The following is a 20490-nucleotide window of genomic DNA, read 5'->3' as shown; positions in this document are numbered from 1 at the left end:
ATTCTCCTTGACACTTCTGGCTCCATGGCGGACGAGGACAGTCAAGGGATAGTGAAGATTGACGCTGCCAGGAGTGCCATCCTTCAACAGACCCAGGAACTTCCTGTCTCGACGAGGCTGGGCTTGATGACATACCCGGCTGGTAGTTCAAACGAAAGAGGGTGTCAGTCAGGGCATCTACAGCTCCCTGTCAGTAGCTCGTCCGCAACTAACGTGGGTACGACGCTGACCACGCTTCCCGAGCCGGACGGCGACACACCAACGAGCGATGCGATGCTCGAAGGTGCCGATTACCTCAAAAGTGAGGGCTCATCCCAAGCGACAATAGTCCTCGTTTCCGACGGTGAATCCAACTGCGGCGACGATCCGTGTGAAACCGCGAAGAAGCTCAAGGCCGAAAACATCAACGTCACAGTAAACACAGTCGGTTTCGACATCTCCGCGTCGGGCGCTGCGGAGCTTGAATGCGTCGCCGCTGCCTCCGGCGGAGTCTACGTGACAGCTCGGGACGCATCTGAGCTCGCGGAAGCGTTGAAAAGTCAGCTGGGGAATGGACTGGGCGTGAGTGTCACAGCTCCGGCAACCCCAGTCCCAATGTATGAACAAACTTTCGATGTCATGGTTACAGTGTCAGTTGCGCCGGGACACCGCGCTTCCAATGTGATCGTTCAAGTCCGGGACACCGATACGTCGTCCGGATCGTCCGTTCATAGGCCAATCATGATGCTCGGCAATTTGGGATCTGGAACCAAAATTACGACCCGCTGGCTAATCCGACCACCGACTAATCCTGAACTAGATGAGTCGACCTACTCCGTCAGCGTCACCGCTGAAGGGTCTGCCCCAATAACCGAGAATTTTCGAGTTTCCTATACCCACGACTTACCAACCGGTGCGAACCTCAGTGGCAGTCTGAGAAATTTCAAAAACATCGTCGTGCTTGGAGACTCCTACTCCTCCGGTGAAGGGGCCAGCAACGCCGCCCGCCCATATTTCCAGGTAGCGGATCAATCACCCGCCTGTCACCGGACGAAGAACCAGTACGCCAACTGGCTATACAGTCCGGAACAAGTACGTGTTCTCGCCTGCTCCGGTGCCGTCAGCCTCAATATCTACAACTCGGGGCAACACGGGGAGCCAAGCCAGCTCGATCAACTCAGGAAAATGCTCGCGACTGGTTACCGCCCGGACGCCATATTTCTAACCATCACTGGGAACGACATTGGATTCGGCGACATCGCAAACGCCTGCGCGAAGAGTGCTCTCGTTGACCGTGCAGTGACGGAGCGCAGCCCACTCGCTAATTGTCCGGCGAGTGAGGTCTCCGGAGAGGCACATACCGCCGTCCTCGACCTTGTCGAATCGGTCCCGGCATATCTGATGACTGTGCTCGTACGAACCAGTTGGGTCTTCGAGGACCTTGGCATCGAGACTCCTCCTATAATCGTCCTCAAATACCCGCAGATGCTCGCCGTCGACGAAGGGCTCCCGTTGCGTTGCAGCGGGCGGCATGGTTTCCAAATGGCGGCGCTCGGAGCCGCCTTCAAATCGTTCTCGGCCCTTCAAGACAAATTGAACGAGAACATTGACGAAGGCGCAACGCTGGCGCGCGAGGAAGGCGTGACCAGCGTCCACGTGGCCGAGACAGGTCAGGCTATCCCCGCCGCGCACAATCTATGCTCCTCGGACCCATGGTTTGTTCCAGTTACCGCAAACGACGCGGCTGCCGGGTCCCCAGAAATGCTGCATCCAAATATCGCTGGCCATCAAGCAATCGCCGCGAAGCTGAACTCATGGGCAGCCAGCCCAGAAGCAGCGGATTTAGTTCCGGCGACTTCATCAACCGGTGCAGACCCATGGTGGAAGAAGGCAACGATTCAGTGGTGGCCTACGGAGTCCGAAGTGACAGTGCCGCTCAGCCAGCCGATAGGCGTGGGGAAGATCGGGTACGGGACAAACGTAATCCATGTAACCGGTGGAGACCCGCTCACAGGTGTAACCATCTACGTGAAATCAGAGCCCCGTGTCCTCGGTAGCGTCACCTTGAATGAGAAGGGTGAAGCAACTCTGACGGTTAATCTGCAAGCCACCGAACTCCCGCCCGGGAATCATACGGTGAACGCCATGGGCACCATAGAGGGCAGACCCGTGGTTGCTTCAGTACCGGTCACACTAGCGCAACCATTTCCCCTAGCCTTCTGGATCATAGGAACTATCTCGGTCGTCATGCTTGTCAGCGCCTGGCGATTGCTGGCGCGAAAGGTAGGTGGAGCGCGCACATAATCTGTGGGCGGCAGTATCCCGCCTAACTGGACGATGTGCGTCCCGGCCCTCCGAGGGACGAGCCCGTCCCGGGCGCGGCGCCCGACCACCGATGCGCTTTCCGACGAGGCATGATGGGATGACGACGGATTACAACTCGTGCGAAGGGATCGATGCTGAACCCGTACCCTCAGAAGCAGCGCCACCCCCCCCCAGCTCGAGTAGCTGTGGGGGAATATAGCAAGCTGTCTGAATTATGAAGGGGCACCTTAAAAGTCCTAGTCACCGATCGGACTGTCACATAGGACGCATTGGCGCCGCTTGCCGGCAGTGTTCGCCGCAATAACCAGCAGTCCCTCGGGATGGGTATCCCATTTGTCTGCGACCGATGAGCACCAAGCCGGGTGGAAGACTGTGCCGGTGCGCGTTACGTAGACCTGTTCGGTTCCTACGCGCGGGGATCCGTCAACGCGACGACTGGCGGGTTCCATGGGCTGCAGCTCTCCCAGTTCGGCGGCCCGCTGGTGAGCCTGCCTGCTGTTTCGAACCGTGCCGCGCTTGGGACTCATCGACTGTTCTTTCTGCTCGTTGGGGGTTGGGCCTCTTCGTCCGCCGCTTTCCTCGCCCCGCTGGTTGCGGGGAACGAACTCGGGGTTCGCTGACCTAGGCGTCTTGGCCTCATCCCTTTTGTCGCGATTGGCACTTCTACGCTTGATTATCGTCCAGTTCGGTTCCGTCGCGCTCCTATGGGTCTTGCGCAGGAAGCCCTTGCCGCCCGGCTTCACCGCCCGACAGGGCTCACCCTTGACTGAATAGCAGGTCGTACAGAGCTCTTGATTCTTCTCGAAGACTGGCTGCCTGATTCGAATCATCTTTCCACCCGGGGAACCGCCGGTTGAGCCACTCAATGCCATCTTCGACCTCCATTATCAGGGGGCTGGCGCATACGCCCCATGGACACTGAATCACCGTAGCCGAGCAGAACAACACTCCGTTTGGCGGCTCGCTCGGACGCCCTTGCCAGGTTGATGTGTGCCAAGGAGGCTGTGCACACTCATCACTTGCTCGAGACGAGCTTTTCCGTGCCGATGACGTGGTGAATGTGTGCAGGAGGGCTTCTGCTTCCTGCTGTCCATATGTGTGCAGGAAAGCAGTAGAGCGAAGGGAGCTTTTGTCCTGCCTATGTGAACAGGAGGCGCTTAGCTCGACCGACATCGATTGAGCGCACAGAGAATGGTGAGCGAGCATCGCACTCGTTCGTCGTATGGATTTAGGCAGAAAAAAACCCGGACCAACGAGGGACCGGGTGAGTTATGTACTTAGCTTATTGCACACTGTAAGACAGTGCAACTTGGCACTGTAAGACGGAGTGGTTTTTGCTTTACTACCAGCCTGTAGGCCGAGTAATCGTGCCTATGGTGTCCGGCAGTTGGTTGGAGGTGAAGTGACTGGGTGTCACCTGCCAGTTCCAATCTTTGGATTTTGCGATGATTTTGGCCGGAATCTTCAAGGCTCCTGCTGTGTAGCCGGTGCTCGGGTTGATAACTGCTGTAGGCATCAGCGTGCGGACGTGCTCGACAGGGAAGCGGAGATCGCTGTCATTAGAAATCACTACGGCGGCATCGATCCGTGAGCTGAGGGCATCAATGAGCAGGTGAGATGCGACGTTGACGTCGCTGCCCTTCTCTTCGGTGTGAAGGTAGGACACCAAGAAGTTTGCGTTAGGAACGTCGGCACCCGTGGAGTCTTTGACCATGATCGGCCAGGCTGAGCTAACGAGCTGTGGTTTCCCGTTTTGGCCTCGTACGGCCATGGGCGCGTGTTTAATTTTCTGCTGGTAGTAGCCGCGCTCGACTCGATCAGCAACGCCTGTTTGTAGCAACGCCCTGATGTAGGCGTCCTGATGCTGGAAACCGGTGGGATCGGTCTGTGAACTGATCGGAGCAGTGCAGTACACCAGGCGATCAATCTTCGCGTTGCTCCAGGTAGCGGCCCCGCTCCAGTTCTCCACTGTGGCCTTGTGTAGGTAAGTCCCAATGACGGACTCCGCGAACGCTCGGACATTGAGCCACCGCCACCCAGGAGTGGAGGCACCACAGTGCCCCTTGCCGCCGTAGTACAGGTTGAACCCATCTACGTAGACCCCAACACGCATCGCACAAACCTCTCACCGGTACACCGATCCCAGTGCACCATACGTGCACACGATCCACTCTAGAGCTTGCAGGTGTACTACAGCAAGCGCATACTGTCTTATATGTACTCGCAGAGTTCATGAAAAGGAAAAGAATCAATGGCCACAGTGACTATTCGTTTGGACGACAATCTTCGGGACCGAATTGCTGACGAAGCAGATAAGAGCGGGCTCACAATCAGCACTTATATCCGCAACGCGTTGGAGAACCACCTATCCTTTGCGCAGACCGATGACTTGGAAAGTCCACGGCCGGATGACATGGACGACGTTGATTTGTCGCCCTTTCAGCGCCGTGTCCTCGTACAGTTGCATCGAGCGATTTTGGCGGCTCAGGGTGACTTGAGTGACTCCTACTACGATGCTCGAGAAGAATCGCGGCAGGTCCAGATCCTTGAGCATGGTTACGAAGGCGACTACGGGGAGGAATTTGCGGGCATCAGTTTCCCGATGTCTCGCGCGCAGTGCGCCTTGGTCTGGGACATCCTCGACATGTTCCGCATCCTCAATGCAAGCGTCGATGCTTTGGATAAGAGTGAGCCGGGAGCTGGATGGACCAGACTTGGCATTGATCGCAACTACGGGTCTTTTCAAGGGTTCGATGCGAACCACTCTCTCGAGCACAGGTTGTTGAGCTATACCCGATTCCTAGTTGAGAGCGGTAGGTGGGAGGAACAAGCAGAGTTTCTGAGCAGTCGGGAGAGAGGTAACTCCCACAGTCCGATGGTTCCGGTCTACCGATCAATGCTTAGCGTATTCAAGCCGATATGGAGTAGGGCTTTAAGAACGGGTACCCGCTGGCATCTGTCCGAAAGTGAACTGCGATCAGTATTCACTGCTGTGCCAGAGGCAAGCATTACGGGAGATTAGTTTTGGGAGTCCTGCAAGGAGCGTGAGCCGCCTAGGTCGTTAACGCGCGGCACTCACTCGCGGGTGCTGGGTACGGTGGGAAGAGTATTTCTACCGGCACCAGGGGGACGTCCGATGGCGCGATCGCGCAAGCGCAACCAGATTGATGGTCAGGCAAGTCTCGATGCATTTCTTTTCGCCCCACCAGAGGAGGTTCGTGATGAACAAGTACGGCAAGTTCGCGCAGGAGACGTGGAAGATGACCGCGCCGTCGCAGTACGCCCTGATCCCGGACCCGGAGGAGTTCTTCCGGAGCCTGGGCGAGGAAGCGATGCAGAGGGTGGGGGAGCTGCAGTACGAGCTGGCGGGACCGGATCCGAAGGGCGAGAGCTACCTGGAGAAAGGGGGCAGGCTGAACGCGTCGAGGATGCAGGCCGAGGAGATCGTCAGGGCCGAGATGTTGACCCCGGACGTGATGGAGACCGAGGGCGACGAGACGGACGAGGAAACGGGGATGTCAGCGACCCACGAGTACCTGCAGACGGTGGAACAACTGCGCAGAGAGTTGGCGGAGGGGACAGCGATCGAGGAAGCGGAGTACCAGAAGAAGGTGGACAACAGCTAGGTGACACCGCTCGTCCGGAACGAGTTTCCCGGTTCATTCCTGCACGGCAGGACGATCTAGCCCCCTCTGGTGCCAGGGCCCGCTTCCAGGCGAATGTTGCTGCGTTGCGCGTACTGCGTGAGCTGCAGGAACAGGACCGGATCGCGACAGACGCTGAGCGGAAGGTATTGGCCCGGTGGGGAAGTTGGGGTGCATCCGGTGTTGCGGAGGTATTCGATGAAAGCCGCAGTGAGTACGAAGCCGACCGCGCTGAGTTACGCGAGCTGCTGAGCGAGGACGAGTATCGGGCGGCGAACCGCACCGTCATCAACGCCCACTACACCGATCCGGCTCTCGCAACGGAAATCTGGCAAACCCTCAACACTCTCGGCTTCGACGGGGGACGGGTCCTGGAACCGGGATCCGGCGCTGGAACCTTCATCGGTCTGGCACCCGAATCAGCGACCATGACCGGTGTGGAGCTGGACCCGATCACGGCCGGCATCTCCCAGGCCCTGTACCCGGACGCGGACATCCGGGCCGAGTCATTCGCTGATACCCGCCTGCCAGCCGGCTACTTCGACGCTGCCGTGGGGAATGTCCCGTTCGCCAAGACCAGGCTGCACGACCCGCGCCACAACGCGGGTAGCCACTCGATGCACAACCACTTCATCATCAAGTCACTGGACCTTACACGTCCGGGAGGCGTTGTCGGCGTCATCTCCTCAGCGTTCACCCTCGATGCGCAGAATCCTGCTGCCCGCCGCGAAATCTATGAAACGGCGGACCTGCTCGGAGCCGTCCGGCTCCCCACCGGAGCGCACCGCCGCGCTGCGGGCACCGATGCCCTCACCGACGTGCTGATCTTCCGCAAGCGTCTTCTAGGCGAGGAGCCGCTCAACCCGCAGTGGCTGGAATCGCACGCCCTCCCCATTGAAGATGGTGCTGGTCAGGACCTGGCCCGTATGAACGCCTACTTCATTGACAATCCAGGACGCGTGCTGGGTGAGCCGGTCGTGGGTAATGGCATGTACGGCTCGGCGACTCTCACCGTCCGCAACGAGGACCTGCGATCGGTGCCAGAACAGTTGCACCAACAGTTGCAGGACATTGCCCGCGCCGCCGTCGACGCCGGCAGGGGAGTGGCCGAGCGTCAGCCCGGCCAGATCATTGAATCAGTCGCGATCGTGCCCGTCGGCAGCGAATTGCAGGTCGGGCACATCACCGCGGAGGCAGACGGAACGTTCACCCAGGTCGGCATCGACGGTGCTCTCACCCCGCTCAGCGTTCCCAGGACACAGCAGGCAGAGCTGCGCTCACTGCTTAGCCTGCGGGACCTTGCCCGGTCAGTGCTCTCCCTCGAGGCGGGCAACGTCGAAGACACCGCCGAACTGGACGCAGCACGCGAACAGCTGCGCAACACTTACCGCACCTATGCGAATACCTACGGCCCCATCAACCGGTTCATCGAGCGGCGGACCGGGCGGACCAATGACGCCGGCGAAGACATCATGGCCCGGGTGACACCCAAAGCGGCGGCACTGCTGCGCAATGACCCGTTCGGGCCGCTGGTCCCCGCGCTGGAGAACTTCGACGAGGCCAGCCAGACGGCATCCCCGGCAGCCCTGCAGCGCGAACGTCAGGTGCAGCCCCGCCAGCCCGTGCGCGGCGTGGACACACCTGCAGAAGCCCTGGCTGTCACCCTCGACACCACAGGGGAAGTCGACCTGTCCCAGGTGGCACTCCTGCTGGGCATCGAGGAAGCCGCCGCGAGGGACGCGCTCGGAGACCTCGTGTATGAAGTGCCGGGCGGGGGCGGGATGCTGGAAACACGCGCCGAGTATCTGAGCGGGAACATCCGCGAGAAGATCGACGCGGCGCAGGAAGCCGCAGCCGAAGACCCCCGGTTTGAACGGAACATCGCTGATTTGCAGGCCGTCCTGCCACTGCCGTTGGGTGTGCATGAAATCGAGGCCCGCATCGGGTCGATCTGGATTTCCCCCGAGATCCATGAGGAGTTCCTGCGGAGCATCCTCCGCGACCAGCAGGCCCGCGTGGATCGGGTCAGTGGCGCCAACTGGGACGTGCAGGCGAACCGGCACAGCTTCATGGCCCGTAACGACTGGGGGACCGGTCGCATGTCGGCCGGTGAAATCTTCAAGAACCTGCTGGAGCAGAAGCGGGTCCAGGTCACCGACCCCGATCCCGACAACCCCGAAAGCTCCCGGCGGATCATCAACCCGACCGAGACAACGGCGGCGCAGGAAAAAGCGGAGCTGATGCAGGACCGCTTCAGCGAGTGGGTATGGGAGGACCCGGAACGCGCCGTCGCCCTGACGGATGAGTACAACCGCCGGTTCAACTCCCTGGTGCTGCGGGATTACAGCGTCGAAGGTGAGCGCCTCACGTTCCCCGGACTGGTCAAGGACTGGACTCCACGTCCGCACCAACGCGCTGCCGTGGCACGGATGATTTCCGAACCGTCGGTGGGTCTCTTCCACGAGGTCGGCGCCGGCAAGACCGCTGAAATGGTGATGGGATCGATGGAGCTGCGCCGGCTCGGTATGGCCCGCAAGCCCGCCGTGGTGGTTCCGAACCACATGCTCGATCAGTTCGCCCGCGAGTGGCTGCAGATTTACCCGCAGGCGCAGATCCTCGCCGCCTCGTCGGCGGACCTTGCAGGGGATAAGCGCCGCCACTTCGTCGCCCGTGCGGCCGCGAACGACTGGGATGCGATCATCATGACCCGCACCGCCTTCGAGCGAGTGTCACTGTCCCCCGAAGCAGAGGACCGGTATGTGGCGCGTCAGGAGGAGAGGATGCGAGCCGAGCTGCGCGCCGCCAGCGAACGTGCCGCGGAGCAGGGCCGGCCAAGCGTGACCGTCAAACGCATAGAAGCGAGCTTGCAAGCCGCCGCTGAGAAGCGGAAAGCGAAGATGGACCGTGAAACCGATCCTGGTATAACGTTCGAGCAAACCGGCATCGACTACCTCATCGTGGATGAGCTGCACGATTTCAAGAACCTCGCTACAGCATCCAACATCCGCGATGCAGCCATTGACGGGTCCAAACGTGCCTCCGACCTCCACGCCAAGGTCGAGTACCTGAGGGAAACCCATGGGGACCGGGTCATCACCGGCGCGACGGCCACGCCGATCGCCAACAGCGTGACCGAGATGTACGTGATGCAGCGCTACCTGCGCCCGGACCTGCTGGAGAATGCCGGCATCAACGACTTCGACACCTGGGCAGCGACATTCGGTCAGGTAGTCACCGAAATGGAGATGACCGTCGCCGGCGGGGACACCTTCAAAATGAAGGAACGCTTCGCGAAGTTCCAGAACGTGCCCGAGCTGCTGAAGATGTTCCACACCTTCGCGGACGTGAAAACCGCAGAAGACCTGAAACTTCCAGTGCCTGACCTCGCGCAGCGCGAAGACGGGCAGCGCCTGCCCCGCATGGTCACCGTCGAACCATCCGCGGAGCTGCAGGAGTACATCGCGGACATCGGTGAACGAGCTGAGCGGATCCAACAGCGCCTCGTCGACCCAACCGAGGACAACATGCTGAAGATTTCCAGCGACGGCCGGAAGGCTGCACTGGACATGTGACTTGTCCACCCGGAGCTTGGGTCCCTCATTAGTGAAACGAAGATCAGTGCCACCGCTGACCTGATCGCCCGGGTATACGAGGACACAAAGGACCACACCTACAACGACCCCAAGACCGGCGACCCGCATGCGACACCGGGCGCCCTGCAGATCGTGTTCTGCGACCTGGGCACACCATCGGATACGTGGAACGTGTACGAGCAGCTGCGCGAAGACCTCGTACAGCGGGGGGTGCCCGAGCAGAAGATCCGGTTCATGCACGAAGCCAAGAACGACGCCGAGAAGGGTCGGCTGTTCTCGGCCTGCCGCACCGGCGACGTCGCCGTACTCGTCGGTTCAACGCAGAAGATGGGTGTAGGTACCAACATCCAGGCCCGGGCCGTGCACCTGGTGGACCTGGATGCACCATGGCGGCCAGCCGATGTGTCCCAGAGGCATGGCCGGATCATCCGGCAGGGCAACCAAAACCCGGAGGTCGCGATTTCTCAAATCGTCACCAAGGGATCGTTCGACACTTACATGTGGCAGACGCTGGAACGCAAGAGCAAATTCATTGACCAAATCATGCGTGGCCGGCTCGACGTCCGGGAGATCGAAGACGTCGGGGAGAACACGCTGTCCTTCGCGGAGGTCAAAGCAATTTCCAGCGGGAACCCGCTGATCCTGGAGAAGTCCAAAGCGGATCAGGAACTGTCCCGACTTAGCCGCCTGGAGACTGCGTGGCACCGAAACCAAGCGGCGCTTACACACCGCAAGAACAGCGCACAGAAGCGCGGCGAATCATTGGTGGCCGAGCTGCCCGCACTGCGTGACGCCGCGGCGCGCACCGTCCCCAACTTCGGTGACGCTGCATTCCGTATGACCCTCAACGGGCGCGCCTATGACAAGCGCACCGACGCCGCCGAAGCGCTGCGTGAATGGGCGAGCACGCACGCAGCGGTCCGACCGCCCATCAGCGGGTCCAGGGACCTCGGTGTCATCGGTTCCATCGGCGGGCACAACATCAGGTTCGTGCAGGGCCAGGCGAACATGGTCGACATGGGGGCTTCCCGAATAGAGCTGCAGATTGATGGTGCCCCCGGAGTTGCGGTAGACCTTTCACGCACGGACTCACTGGCTCCCACAGTTGGGGTGATCCAGCGTCTGGAGAACCAGGTGAAGCGCCTCCCCGACGAGGTTAAGAAACAGGAGCAGCGCATCGAGGAAGCCCGCCAGGAGTACCGTGACGCTGCGACTGCCCTGGCGGAGCCGTTCAAGCACGTGGAGGCTCTGGAAGCTGCCCGCTGCGAGGTTGAGAGCATCGCGAAGGCAATGAGGGGAGAAGATTCCGAACAGACCAGTCTCGACCCCGAACTGGAGGTTCTCAAACGCGATATGAGGCTTAGCTATCCGACAGCTCCGCGACCCGGAAAGGTTCCAGCTGCTGCCCTTGCTGAGGTCTCAGGCGCGCGTGCACGAGGGTCCCAGCTGGAGCAGGGCGAGGAGTTGGAGCGCTAACCGGCTTGAGGGAGCGTCTTACTCCGTTGTGCCGGGCGTAGTGTTCGTTTCGGATGATGCTGAACTGGTTGTAGCGGAGCGCTTGCGCCGCTTGGCCGCTGCATTGTTGTCGAGTCCGAGCTTCTTCAGTTCGTCCTCACTCCAGCCTTCTTTGGTGGCGCGCACGTAGGCTCTCTTGTCTTCTCTTTCGGCCTCGGCCAACTGTTCGCGGAGTTCGTTTACGCGTTGCCGGGCGATCACCAGTTCGGAGACCACCTCGATACGCGAGTCGAGTATCTGACGAGCTTGGTTTCGGGTTGCTTCGAGATCGATTGTCGTCATGCATCAACCTTAATCCGTGCCATCGTCAATCGACGGAGACGTGACCATCAGGCACATAATTCACCGCTAGTTCGAACTGGTAGATCGTGCAGGTGCGCGTTGCGTGGATCGTTGAACCAGCTGTCGACGTCGGCCATGTCGTAGCGGATTGCTTTGCGTCCGAAGTTGTAGAACGGGGGACCCATTTCCCGCCGCCTCCATGACGCCAGCTCCATCATGCTGACGCCGTACTTCTCAACCACCTGGCGCGGTGTCACCAACCCATCCATCTTTCGTCTCACTTTCATCTCTCGATCACCGTTCCTTTCCGCAACGCCGTCATCACTTGGCCGCGAAGTGAATTGGCAAGTTGGAGTCGGGGGACCGTGGAATACCGGAGGGAGCGAAGCGAGTGAGGATATGCCGCGAAAGCCGCCGGCGGAGACTTGCCAAGAGAAGGGCGGACAGTACCTTCAACAGCCGAAACGGAACGGCGCAGCCGTGCAGGCCACATGGCGCGAAGCGCCTCCTCAGAAGCTTGAGAACCCCACCCGCCAAAAATCGTCGGGCGACTTAGAGAGCGGAGCACCGGCGGAGCAAGCTATGCGCCTATGTGCCATAAACGCCGATCCGCGCTGGCGCCTTCGGCTGGTCGGTGACACACTGATGGTGTGGGGCCTCCAGGGGAGGGGCGCTGCGCTGGGCCGGTGAAGAGGGGGACGGGCATGGCTGAGAGCGACGAGAACGACGAGCAGGGAACCGCTGCCAAGCCAGCGCGTCGTGTGTGGTCGTCGCGGCGTAAGCGCATCGAGGGTAAGACTCAGTATGTGCGTGTCTCCATGTCTGAGATGGAGCGTGCCAGGCTGTTGAAGCTTGAGGCGCAAACCGGGTTGTCTCCGTCAGCGATTCTGGTTGACGCAGCCCTGGGTACTGGTGACCCTGCTTCTTTGCACTTGCGTAAGCAGGAACTCGCGACTCTTCTGGAGATCCGATACCTCGTTGCCACCGCGGCGAACAACATCAATCAGGTCGCACGTCACCAGAACACAACCGGGGAGATGGCTTCGAACGGACGAGCCGTGGTGCAGGAAGCCCGTGAGGTGATGGCGAAGATTGTTGACGTGCTTGAGGAACTGAAGCCGTGATCCCGAACATCACCAAGGGTGACCGTCCGGTCGGGCTGATGAAGTATCTGGTCGGTCCCGGCAAGCGCAACGAGCACACGGACCCGCATCTGGTCGCAGGCAGTCCCACAATTTTGGCGTGGTTCGATGACGTGCAACTGGACGAGAGTTCGGCTGTCATGGTCGCCAAGGAACTGGACCTGAACCGGCGCACCTTCGACATGGAGATCCCGAACCATGTGTGGCATTGCTCGTTGTCACTGCGGGCCGACGAGCGTCCGGTGACCGAGCAGCAGTGGACTGACATTGCCCAGGAGTTCGTGGACGAGATGGGCTGCACGGAGGCAAGTGGCAAGGCACCGGTGCAGTGGGTCGCCGTTCACCACGGAAAGAGCATCGCTGGGAACGACCACATACACATCGTTGCCTCCCGTGTCCGATCGGACGGCACGAAGTGGCATGACGGAGCCGACTATCCGAAGGCGCAACGAGTGGCCCGCGGCATCGAGAAGAAGTACGGCTTGATGGAGCTGGGACAGTACGCCGAACGCGGCTTCAAACCAGCAGAACAGACGGTTGGCCGCGGGCAGGAGCCGGCACGTTTCCGGATGGAACGTGTCGTCCGTTCAAGCGCTGTCGCATCCCAGTGCGAGGCGGAATTCGTGCGCAGGCTCCGCCGCAGTGGCTTGCTGGTCAGTGCCCGCTTCGCGGACGGCGGGCGAAGCGTCGTCACCGGGTACGCGGTCGCCGAACGGCCACCGAAAGGCATGCGCCCGATCTGGTTCGGCGGAGGCAAACTCGCCAAGGACCTCACCCTCCCTGCGCTGCGGACCGGCTGGCCCGATACTCCGCAGCAAGCACAGGAAGCCGCCGAGGAATGGTGGGCCGCCAAGCGCCACCACAGGATCGCAAACCCGGGCGCCCCAGACATGAAACAAGACTCCCCGGCGACCTCATCGGCGGGTAGAGCATTTGATGAGGACCTGGCACGGAAGTTCGCACTGCAGCTAGCAGAGGCCCGACGAGCGATGACGAAAGTTGCACCGGACGATCATCAAACCTGGGCGCACGTGGCACGCGAAACTTCCGGGCTGCTTGGCGCCTGGTCCAGGGCAACCGAACCAATCCCCGGGCCGCTAGCTGAGGCCGCGCGGGCGATGGCGAGATCCGCTCACCGTAGCGGCATGAAAATCACCGACCCCGTTGACCCGCCGCTGCGAATGGCCGGCACCACTGCTTTCCTGCTAGCGGCGACTACCGCGCCATCCCCGGTTGCCCAGGCGCTGATCATGCAGCAGATGCTGCGCACCTTTGGTGCCATCCGCGCCATGCATGAAGCCGGTAAGGAACTCCGAGAAGCAACCGTTCTGACCCAAACTATCCGGAATCAGCTGGCCGCCGTCGCAGCACCCTTGCCGGACGTTCCCGAACCAAAGCTGCAGCCGGCACATGACGGACCAAGCCGGCAGGTAAGAGCGCTGACCGAAGTAGACGGATACGCAGCACGGCAGCGCCAGCAGGAACAACAAGCCGCACACGATCAAGGAATGGGGAGATAATCGTGAATCACGGACCAGACGGAGCCAACGACCTGCTACGCGGACAAGCACAGGCCGCGCTAGCCGTAGCCGGGCGGCTCGGGGAAGTGCTCGCCCGCCAACGCGCCGAACGGCAGCAGGAACTACAACGCGCAGCCGAGTCCGAGCGCCGCCAACTCCAGGAACGCTTCGAAGCCGAACGCGCAGTCATGCGAACCCAACTCGCCGCAGTACATCAAACGCAATTCTGGGAATCCGCCCGGCCCCAGGACATCGCCACCCACTACGCCCTCGCACAACAGTGGGAGCTCTTCGACGACATGGCACGGCTCTCCCGCGAACACATGCACGATGAAATTAAGGACCGATACAACCTAGCCCCTGAGCAGTTCCTCGACGGGTACGCAGCATCTTCAGAAACTGGAGGCAAGCAAACCACGGGGAGAACATTCGAGAAGCAGGAAGTCCAGCAAGACTCCACTCAAGCCGAACAGCAAGCTGCAGCCATCACTAGGGGAGACATGCAGAACGACTCTGACATGCAGGAGGCCTACGAGGCAGGCAAGGGTTGGTGGGACTCCAGTGACCGCCGCGCACAACTCGCTGAACGGCTCATGGACGTCTTCGGGCACTCCGACGAAGGCAAGGAGGCCGTCTCCGCTGTACTCGCCGCAGACCAAGACCAAGGAACACACCCTGAGGAGAGCGTTCGAACGGGGCACAAGCTTTCGAAGGGCAAGAAGTTCGTCAGTCGAGGCGCAAGCAGGGAACGTCAAGTTGGTTTGGGCTAGAAGAGGGCTGCTTCAGCCCTCAGCGAACAGTCCGTATGGACACCGTCGCCCCTTCGGGTGATCCCTGCATAGACCAATCCCAGAAAGCCGATACAACATACATTTCTGGTTGGGACCGACCACGGCGCCGCGACTCCTGCTGGATGACGCTCGTGGAACACGGTCCTATCTTCAGCACGAACACTCAGAGCCACCATCACCCCTTTCCCGCCCAGCTTCTGATGATGACGGCCGGGTACGTCCCTGTCAGGTGAGCCCGCCCGGCCGTAATCTCTTGCCTCGTTAGTCGTCCGAGACCGTGATGGTGACTTGGACGTTACCGCGGATGGCGTTGCTGTAGGGGCATACTTGGTGAGCTTCATCGGCCATGGCCTGCGCCTGATCTTGTGGCACGTTTGGGATCACAACTTCGAGGGTGACTTCCAGGCCGAAACCCCCGTGATCGTATGATCCAAGGCCGACTTTGGCCCCGACACTGGAGTCACCCAGCTCCGTCTTGGACTGGCGTGCTACTAGCTGCAGTGCGGAATGAAAACAAGCGGCGTAGCCGGCGGCGAAGAGTTGTTCAGGGTTAGCTCCATTGCCTGAGCCGCCGAGAGCAGCCGGAGTCGCCAGTTCAAGGTCAACGTGCCCGTCTGAAGTCCGGGTGCGCCCGTTGCGGCCCGCACCGGTAGCTAGGGCTTCTGCAGTGTAAATGGTATTCACGTGATGTCCTTCAGGTTCAGATTCGAAGGTGCTGGCGGTTGTGCCGGTCAGGGCAACGAAGTTGGAGCGAATGGCGTCACGGAAGCACACGAAAACCGTGGGGTGCTTACCAACCCAGTCGATACGTCCATTTCCAGAGCGACCATCGGCCGGTTGCCGGTAACGGACGCGTTTATTAACCCAGGACGGCGCTCTGCGCCCGCGCTGCTGTGGTTACCGGTACAAGGCGAGTTAGTTGGGTGACGTGCTTGGGTTCCAACTCACCGAGGTGGGAGACGCCGAGCAGGCGCATGGTCCGTTCAATTTCGTCCCGCAGAATCGCAATGGTCTTGTCGACGCCTTGGCGGCCGCCGGCCATCAGTCCGTATAGGTAAGCTCGTCCGATGAGGGTGAACTTCGCGCCGAGGGCGAGGGAGGCCACGATGTCCGCGCCATTCATGATGCCGGTATCGATCATGATGGTGGCATCACGGCCAACTTCGCGAACTACCTGCGGGAGCAGATGGAAGGGGACGGGCGCCCGGTCGAGCTGCCGCCCGCCATGGTTGGACAGGATGATCCCGTCGACTCCCATATCTACCAGGCGGACTGAGTCCTCAACGTTCTGCACGCCCTTGATGAGGATCTTGCCTGGCCATAGGTCGCGGATGATGGCGAGGTCGTCGTAGCTGATGGTGGGGTCCATTGCCGCGTTGAGCAGGTCTCCGACGGTGCCGCCGGTATCGCTCAAGGATGCGAATTCAAGCTTTGGGGTGGTCAGGAAGTCAATCCACCACCATGGGCGCGGGACAGCGTTGAGGATGGTTCCGATCGACAGCTGTGGTGGGATGGAAAAGCCATTGCGCTTGTCACGCAGGCGTGCGCCCGCCACGGGGGTGTCGACGGTGAACATGAGGGTGTCGAAACCGGCTTCACCGGCGCGGCGGACCAGTTCGTAGGAGATTTCCCGTTGCCGCATCACATAGAGCTGAAACCAGTTGCGTCCCTGCGGGTTGGCGGCTTTGACGTCCTCGATCGAGGTGGTGCCGAGGGTGGACAGGGTGAAGGGGATGCCCGCAGCTGCGGCTGCACCGGCACCTGCGGTCTCGCCCTCAGTTTGCATGAGCCGGGTGAAACCGGTCGGTGCGATACCGAACGGCAACGCACTGGGCCCGCCGAGGATCTCTACGGAGGTGTCCACGTGTTCAGCTGGGCGGAGCACCGAGGGATGGAACTCAATGTCCTCGAACGCCTGCCGGGCACGGTTGAGCGACAGCTCTCCCTCCGCACCACCGTCGGTATAGTCGAAGGCCGCCTTTGGGGTGCGGCGCTTGGCGAATGTACGCAGATCCGCGATGGTAAGAGCGGAATCAAGTCGCCGCTTCTTACCGTTCAGCTCGAGCTTCTTGAACTGCATCAACTCGAGCATTTCCGAGGGTACGGGAAGTTGGCGCTTAGTCATGGGATAAGTCCTTCGATAGGGACACTGCCGATTCGGTATTGAGGGGCAACGCAGATGAACGAGGTTCGTAGTGGGTCCGAGCCCTTCCTGCTGCCACCAGGCTTCTCAGGGTGCTCAAATTCCCCTCGATATGGCCGTTGGCGCGGGCTTGAACGAGGATGTTGCCCAACGCTGTGGCTTCAACCGGCCCCGCTATCACCGGTTTACCCGTAGCATCAGCGGTCAACTGACATAGAAGCTGGTTCTGCGATCCCCCTCCTACAATGTGGACTACTTCCGCTTCCACGCCCGTCAGGGTTTCGGCATCGGCAAGGGTCCGGGCGTATCCAACTGCGAGACTGTCGAGGATGCAACGCACTATTGCTGCAGGGTGCTGCAGAAGTGGGGACTGACTATCGCCGACGGCATGCTGGATGCGCTGCGGCATATCACCGGGGGGTACGAAGGCATCCGAGTCCGCATCAATCTGAGGACCACCCGGGGGCAGTGCTGCCGCGGCAGCCAAGAGGGCTTCCAGTGTTTCGTCGGTTCCGTCTTCAGCCCATGAACGCTGGCATTCACTGAGGAGCCATAAGCCCCCAACATTGCGGAGGTACCGGATGGTCCGGTCGACGCCGCGTTCGTTGGTGAAGTTCGCAGTCCGGCTTGCTTCGGTAAGTACTGGGTGCCGTAATTCCATGCCCACGAGTGACCAGGTGCCGGAGGAAATGTAGGCAAAGTTCGGCGACGAGGCGGGAACCGCCGCGACGGCCGAAGCAGTGTCATGAGACCCGACGGCGATGACCTTCGTTGATGCCGGCAGTTTCGTCCGGTCGGCTACCTCAGGCATTAGATTCCCGATCAGTTCGCCCGGACCTATCAAGGGCGGAAACAGATCGGCGGGCAATTCGAGGGCATCGAAGAATTCGGTTGCCCACTCCCCGGCAACAGCATCGAAGAGGCCTGTGGTTGAGGCGTTCGTGACCTCGGTGCGGCGTTGCCCTGTCAGCCGGTAGGCGAGCAGGTCAGGGATGAGTAGGGCTTGCACCTCGTCCAGGTTCCGCTCAGCCGCCAACTGGTAGATGGTGTTGAAGGGGAGAAACTGCAGCCCGGTGGTGCTGTAAAGGCGCGCGTGGTCGACCTTTTCGTGCACCTTCTCGACAGAGCCTTTAACGCGATCATCCCGGTAGCTGAACGGCTGAGCGAGCAGTTCACCTGCAGGGTTGACCAGGCCGTAGTCCACTGCCCACGTGTCGATACCGATACTGGCAATGTGTTCACCTCGAGCGGCTGCAACTGTCGCCGCTTCCCGCAGACCTGTGAGGACTTCCTCGAGAAGCGCATTAAAATTCCACCGAAGGCCACCCTCGGAGGGGGCTGCTCCGTTCGGAAACCGGTGCACTACTTCCATCTGTATCTGCCGATCGGGCGCCGTTTGCTCCGGGCCGTCGGCGCTCATCCGGCCGAGGATGACCCGGCCGGATGAGGCGCCGATATCGATGGCTGCGTAGACCGCAGGCTTCGAACTCATCGACGGAACTTAGCGGAGGAACGCGGCGGCGACGCCGGCGTCGACGGGGACGTGCAGCCCGGTGGTGTGGGACAGTTCGGCGGAGGTGAGTACGACGGCGGCGTTCGCCACGTTCTCCGGAAGCACCTCGCGCTTGAGGAGCGTCCGCTGGGCGTAGTACTCGCCCAGCTTCTCCTCGTCGACGCCGTAGACCGCGGCGCGCTTGGCGCCCCAGCCGCCGGCGAAGATACCGGAGCCGCGGACCACGCCGTCGGGGTTGATGCCGTTGACCCGGACACCGTACTCACCGAGTTCAGCGGCGAGCAGGCGCACCTGGTGGGCCTGGTCTGCCTTGGTGGCCGAGTACGCGATGTTGTTCGGGCCGGCGAAGACGGAGTTCTTCGAGGAGATGTAGATGATGTCCCCGCCCATCTCCTGGTCGATGAGGACCTTCGCGGCGGCCTTCGAGACCAGGAACGAGCCCTTGGCCATCACGTTGTGCTGCAGGTCCCAGTCCTTCTCGGAGGTCTCGAGCAGCGGCTTGGAGATGGACAGGCCGGCGTTGTTGACCACGAGGTCGAGCCCGCCGAAGGCCAGGACGGCTGCGTCGATCGCCTGCTGAACCTGCTCGGGGCTGGTCACGTCGGCCTGCACGCCGATCGCGACGTCGGAGCCGCCGAGTTCGTCGGCTACCTTCTCAGCGTTTTCGAGGTTCAGGTCGGCGATGACCACGCACGCACCCTCAGCGGCCAGGCGGGTGGCGATGGCCTTGCCGATGCCGGAGGCCGCGCCGGTGACCAGCGCGATGCGGGTGGCGTGGGACTTGGGCTTGGGCATCCGCGCGAGCTTTGCCTCTTCCAGCGCCCAGTATTCGATGCGGAACTTCTCCGACTCATCAATCGGTGCGTAGGTCGAGATCGCCTCGGCGCCGCGCATGACGTTGATGGCGTTGATGTAGAACTCGCCTGCGACGCGGGCGGTCTGCTTGTTCGCCCCGTAGGAGAACATTCCGACGCCGGGGATCAGGACGATCGCGGGGTCGGCTCCGCGCATGGCCGGGGAATCAGACTCGGCGTGGCGCTCGTAATAGCCGCGGTAGTCCTCGCGGTACTCCTGATGCAGTTCCTTCAGGCGGGCAACGGAAGCCTCGATGGAAGCATCTGCCGGCAGGTCCAGGACCAGCGGCTTGACCTTGGTGCGCAGGAAGTGGTCCGGGCAGGAAGTGCCCAGGGCTGCCAGCCGTGGATGTTCGGAGGCGCTCAGGAAGTCCAGGACGGCGTCGTCGTCGGTGAAGTGCCCGACCTGCGCCCGGTCGGTGGAAGCCAGGCCGCGGATCACCGGCGCCAGCGCCGCTGCCTTCGCGCGGCGCTCCTCCGGTGCGAGCGCCGCGTAGCCCTCGAGGGGTTCACCGAACGGGTTCGGGCGGCCGTTCTCGGCGATGTAGCGTTCGGCGGTCTCGATGATCCACAGGGAGTTATTCTCGGCCTCTTCGGAGGTCTCGCCCCAGGCGGTAATGCCGTGCCCACCGAGAATGGTGCCCACGGCCTGCGGGTTCTCGGCCTTGATCGCGGCGATGTCCAGGCCGAGCTGGAATCCGGGACGGCGCCAGGGAACCCACACCACCTTGTCGCCGAAGATCTTCTCGGTGAGCGCTTCGCCGTCGACCGCCGTCGCAATCGCGATACCGGAGTCCGGGTGAAGGTGGTCAACGTGCGCGGCGTCGACGAGGCCGTGCATGGCGGTATCGATCGAAGGGGCGGCGCCGCCCTTGCCGTGCAGGGTGTAATCGAACGCGGCGACCATCTCGTCCTCGCGGTCAAGGCCCGGGTAGACGTTGGTCAGGGCGCGCAGGCGGTCCAGGCGCAGCACGGCCAGACCCTGCTCCTTGAGCGTGCCAAGGTCACCACCGGAGCCCTTCACCCACAGCAGCTCGACGTTCTCACCGGTTACCGGGTCGGTGTCGGAGCCCTTCGCGGACGTGTTGCCGCCCGCGTAGTTGGTGTTGCGCTTGTCCGCTCCCAGCCGGTTGGAGCGCTCGATGAGAGCCTGGACTGTGCTGTTTACTGTGCTCACTGCGTTCTCCAT

The 20490-nt window shown here is 61.4% G+C and carries 16 protein-coding genes; 8 read left to right on the top strand and 8 right to left on the bottom strand.

Annotation, left to right across the window (positions count from 1 at the left end):
* Positions 1-24: 24 nt before the first annotated feature.
* A complete protein-coding gene (locus M1D74_RS15945; RefSeq protein ID WP_458115963.1) occupies positions 25-2283 on the top strand; it encodes a GDSL-type esterase/lipase family protein in 2259 nt (752 codons plus the stop codon).
* A gap of 257 nt (positions 2284-2540) precedes the next feature.
* On the opposite strand, the gene M1D74_RS15940 is transcribed toward M1D74_RS15945, so the two are convergent.
* Both M1D74_RS15940 and M1D74_RS15935 read right to left on the bottom strand, forming a co-directional pair.
* Complete coding sequence (locus tag M1D74_RS15940) at positions 2541-2831, bottom strand: hypothetical protein (protein WP_458115962.1); 291 nt, start codon at positions 2829-2831, stop codon at positions 2541-2543.
* 815 nt (positions 2832-3646) lie between these two features.
* On the bottom strand, positions 3647-4273 hold the full coding sequence (locus tag M1D74_RS15935) for an NYN domain-containing protein (RefSeq protein ID WP_458115961.1): 627 nt from the start codon (positions 4271-4273) through the stop codon (positions 3647-3649).
* Between the two features lie 282 nt (positions 4274-4555).
* On the opposite strand from M1D74_RS15935, the gene M1D74_RS15930 reads away from it, so the two are divergent.
* From M1D74_RS15930 to M1D74_RS15915, 4 genes are all read left to right on the top strand, one after another.
* Positions 4556-5326, top strand: a complete 771-nt coding sequence (locus tag M1D74_RS15930) for a YfbU family protein (protein WP_458115960.1) — start codon at positions 4556-4558, stop codon at positions 5324-5326.
* Positions 5327-5525: 199 nt separating this feature from the next.
* The gene (locus tag M1D74_RS15925) at positions 5526-5930 is read left to right on the top strand and encodes a TnpV protein (RefSeq protein WP_458115959.1); all 405 of its coding nucleotides are present in this window, start codon (positions 5526-5528) and stop codon (positions 5928-5930) included.
* Between the two features lie 104 nt (positions 5931-6034).
* Positions 6035-9520: a hypothetical protein gene (locus M1D74_RS15920; RefSeq protein WP_458115958.1), complete on the top strand. Its 3486-nt coding sequence runs from the start codon at positions 6035-6037 to the stop codon at positions 9518-9520.
* Positions 9521-9673: 153 nt separating this feature from the next.
* The gene (locus M1D74_RS15915; RefSeq protein WP_458115957.1) at positions 9674-11017 is read left to right on the top strand and encodes a helicase-related protein; all 1344 of its coding nucleotides are present in this window, start codon (positions 9674-9676) and stop codon (positions 11015-11017) included.
* Positions 11018-11035: 18 nt separating this feature from the next.
* Here M1D74_RS15915 and M1D74_RS15910 read toward each other — a convergent pair whose 3' ends face one another.
* Both M1D74_RS15910 and M1D74_RS15905 read right to left on the bottom strand, forming a co-directional pair.
* Complete coding sequence (locus M1D74_RS15910) at positions 11036-11338, bottom strand: hypothetical protein (protein ID WP_458115956.1); 303 nt, start codon at positions 11336-11338, stop codon at positions 11036-11038.
* A gap of 47 nt (positions 11339-11385) precedes the next feature.
* Complete coding sequence (locus tag M1D74_RS15905) at positions 11386-11595, bottom strand: helix-turn-helix transcriptional regulator (RefSeq protein ID WP_458115955.1); 210 nt, start codon at positions 11593-11595, stop codon at positions 11386-11388.
* 447 nt (positions 11596-12042) lie between these two features.
* Here M1D74_RS15905 and mobC point away from each other — a divergent pair, with 447 nt between their 5' ends.
* The 3 genes from mobC to M1D74_RS15890 are packed head-to-tail and all read left to right on the top strand — an operon-like array spanning position 12043 to position 14770.
* Positions 12043-12462, top strand: coding sequence for a plasmid mobilization relaxosome protein MobC (gene mobC / locus M1D74_RS15900; protein WP_458115954.1), 420 nt, complete (start codon positions 12043-12045; stop codon positions 12460-12462).
* Entirely contained in the window at positions 12459-14000 is a 1542-nt protein-coding gene (locus M1D74_RS15895) for a relaxase/mobilization nuclease domain-containing protein (protein ID WP_458115953.1), read from the top strand. Before mobC ends, M1D74_RS15895 begins: the two co-directional genes overlap by 4 nt.
* Before the next feature lie 2 nt (positions 14001-14002).
* The gene (locus tag M1D74_RS15890; RefSeq protein ID WP_458115952.1) at positions 14003-14770 is read left to right on the top strand and encodes a hypothetical protein; all 768 of its coding nucleotides are present in this window, start codon (positions 14003-14005) and stop codon (positions 14768-14770) included.
* A 282-nt stretch (positions 14771-15052) separates the two neighbouring features.
* Here the strand turns inward: M1D74_RS15890 and M1D74_RS15885 are convergent, their stop codons facing one another.
* From M1D74_RS15885 to M1D74_RS15870, 4 genes are all read right to left on the bottom strand, one after another.
* The gene (locus tag M1D74_RS15885) at positions 15053-15475 is read right to left on the bottom strand and encodes an organic hydroperoxide resistance protein (RefSeq protein WP_458115951.1); all 423 of its coding nucleotides are present in this window, start codon (positions 15473-15475) and stop codon (positions 15053-15055) included.
* A 175-nt stretch (positions 15476-15650) separates the two neighbouring features.
* The gene (locus M1D74_RS15880; RefSeq protein ID WP_458115950.1) at positions 15651-16916 is read right to left on the bottom strand and encodes an alpha-hydroxy acid oxidase; all 1266 of its coding nucleotides are present in this window, start codon (positions 16914-16916) and stop codon (positions 15651-15653) included.
* Entirely contained in the window at positions 16909-18426 is a 1518-nt protein-coding gene (locus M1D74_RS15875) for a rhamnulokinase (protein WP_458115949.1), read from the bottom strand. The genes M1D74_RS15880 and M1D74_RS15875 overlap by 8 nt, the downstream gene beginning before the upstream one ends.
* 9 nt (positions 18427-18435) lie before the next feature.
* Entirely contained in the window at positions 18436-20490 is a 2055-nt protein-coding gene (locus M1D74_RS15870) for a bifunctional aldolase/short-chain dehydrogenase (RefSeq protein WP_458115948.1), read from the bottom strand.

The organism is Arthrobacter sp. D2-10 (assembly GCF_054161285.1).
The sequence above is the reverse complement of the archived record's forward strand: the minus strand, read 5'-3'. Positions and strand labels throughout refer to the sequence as shown.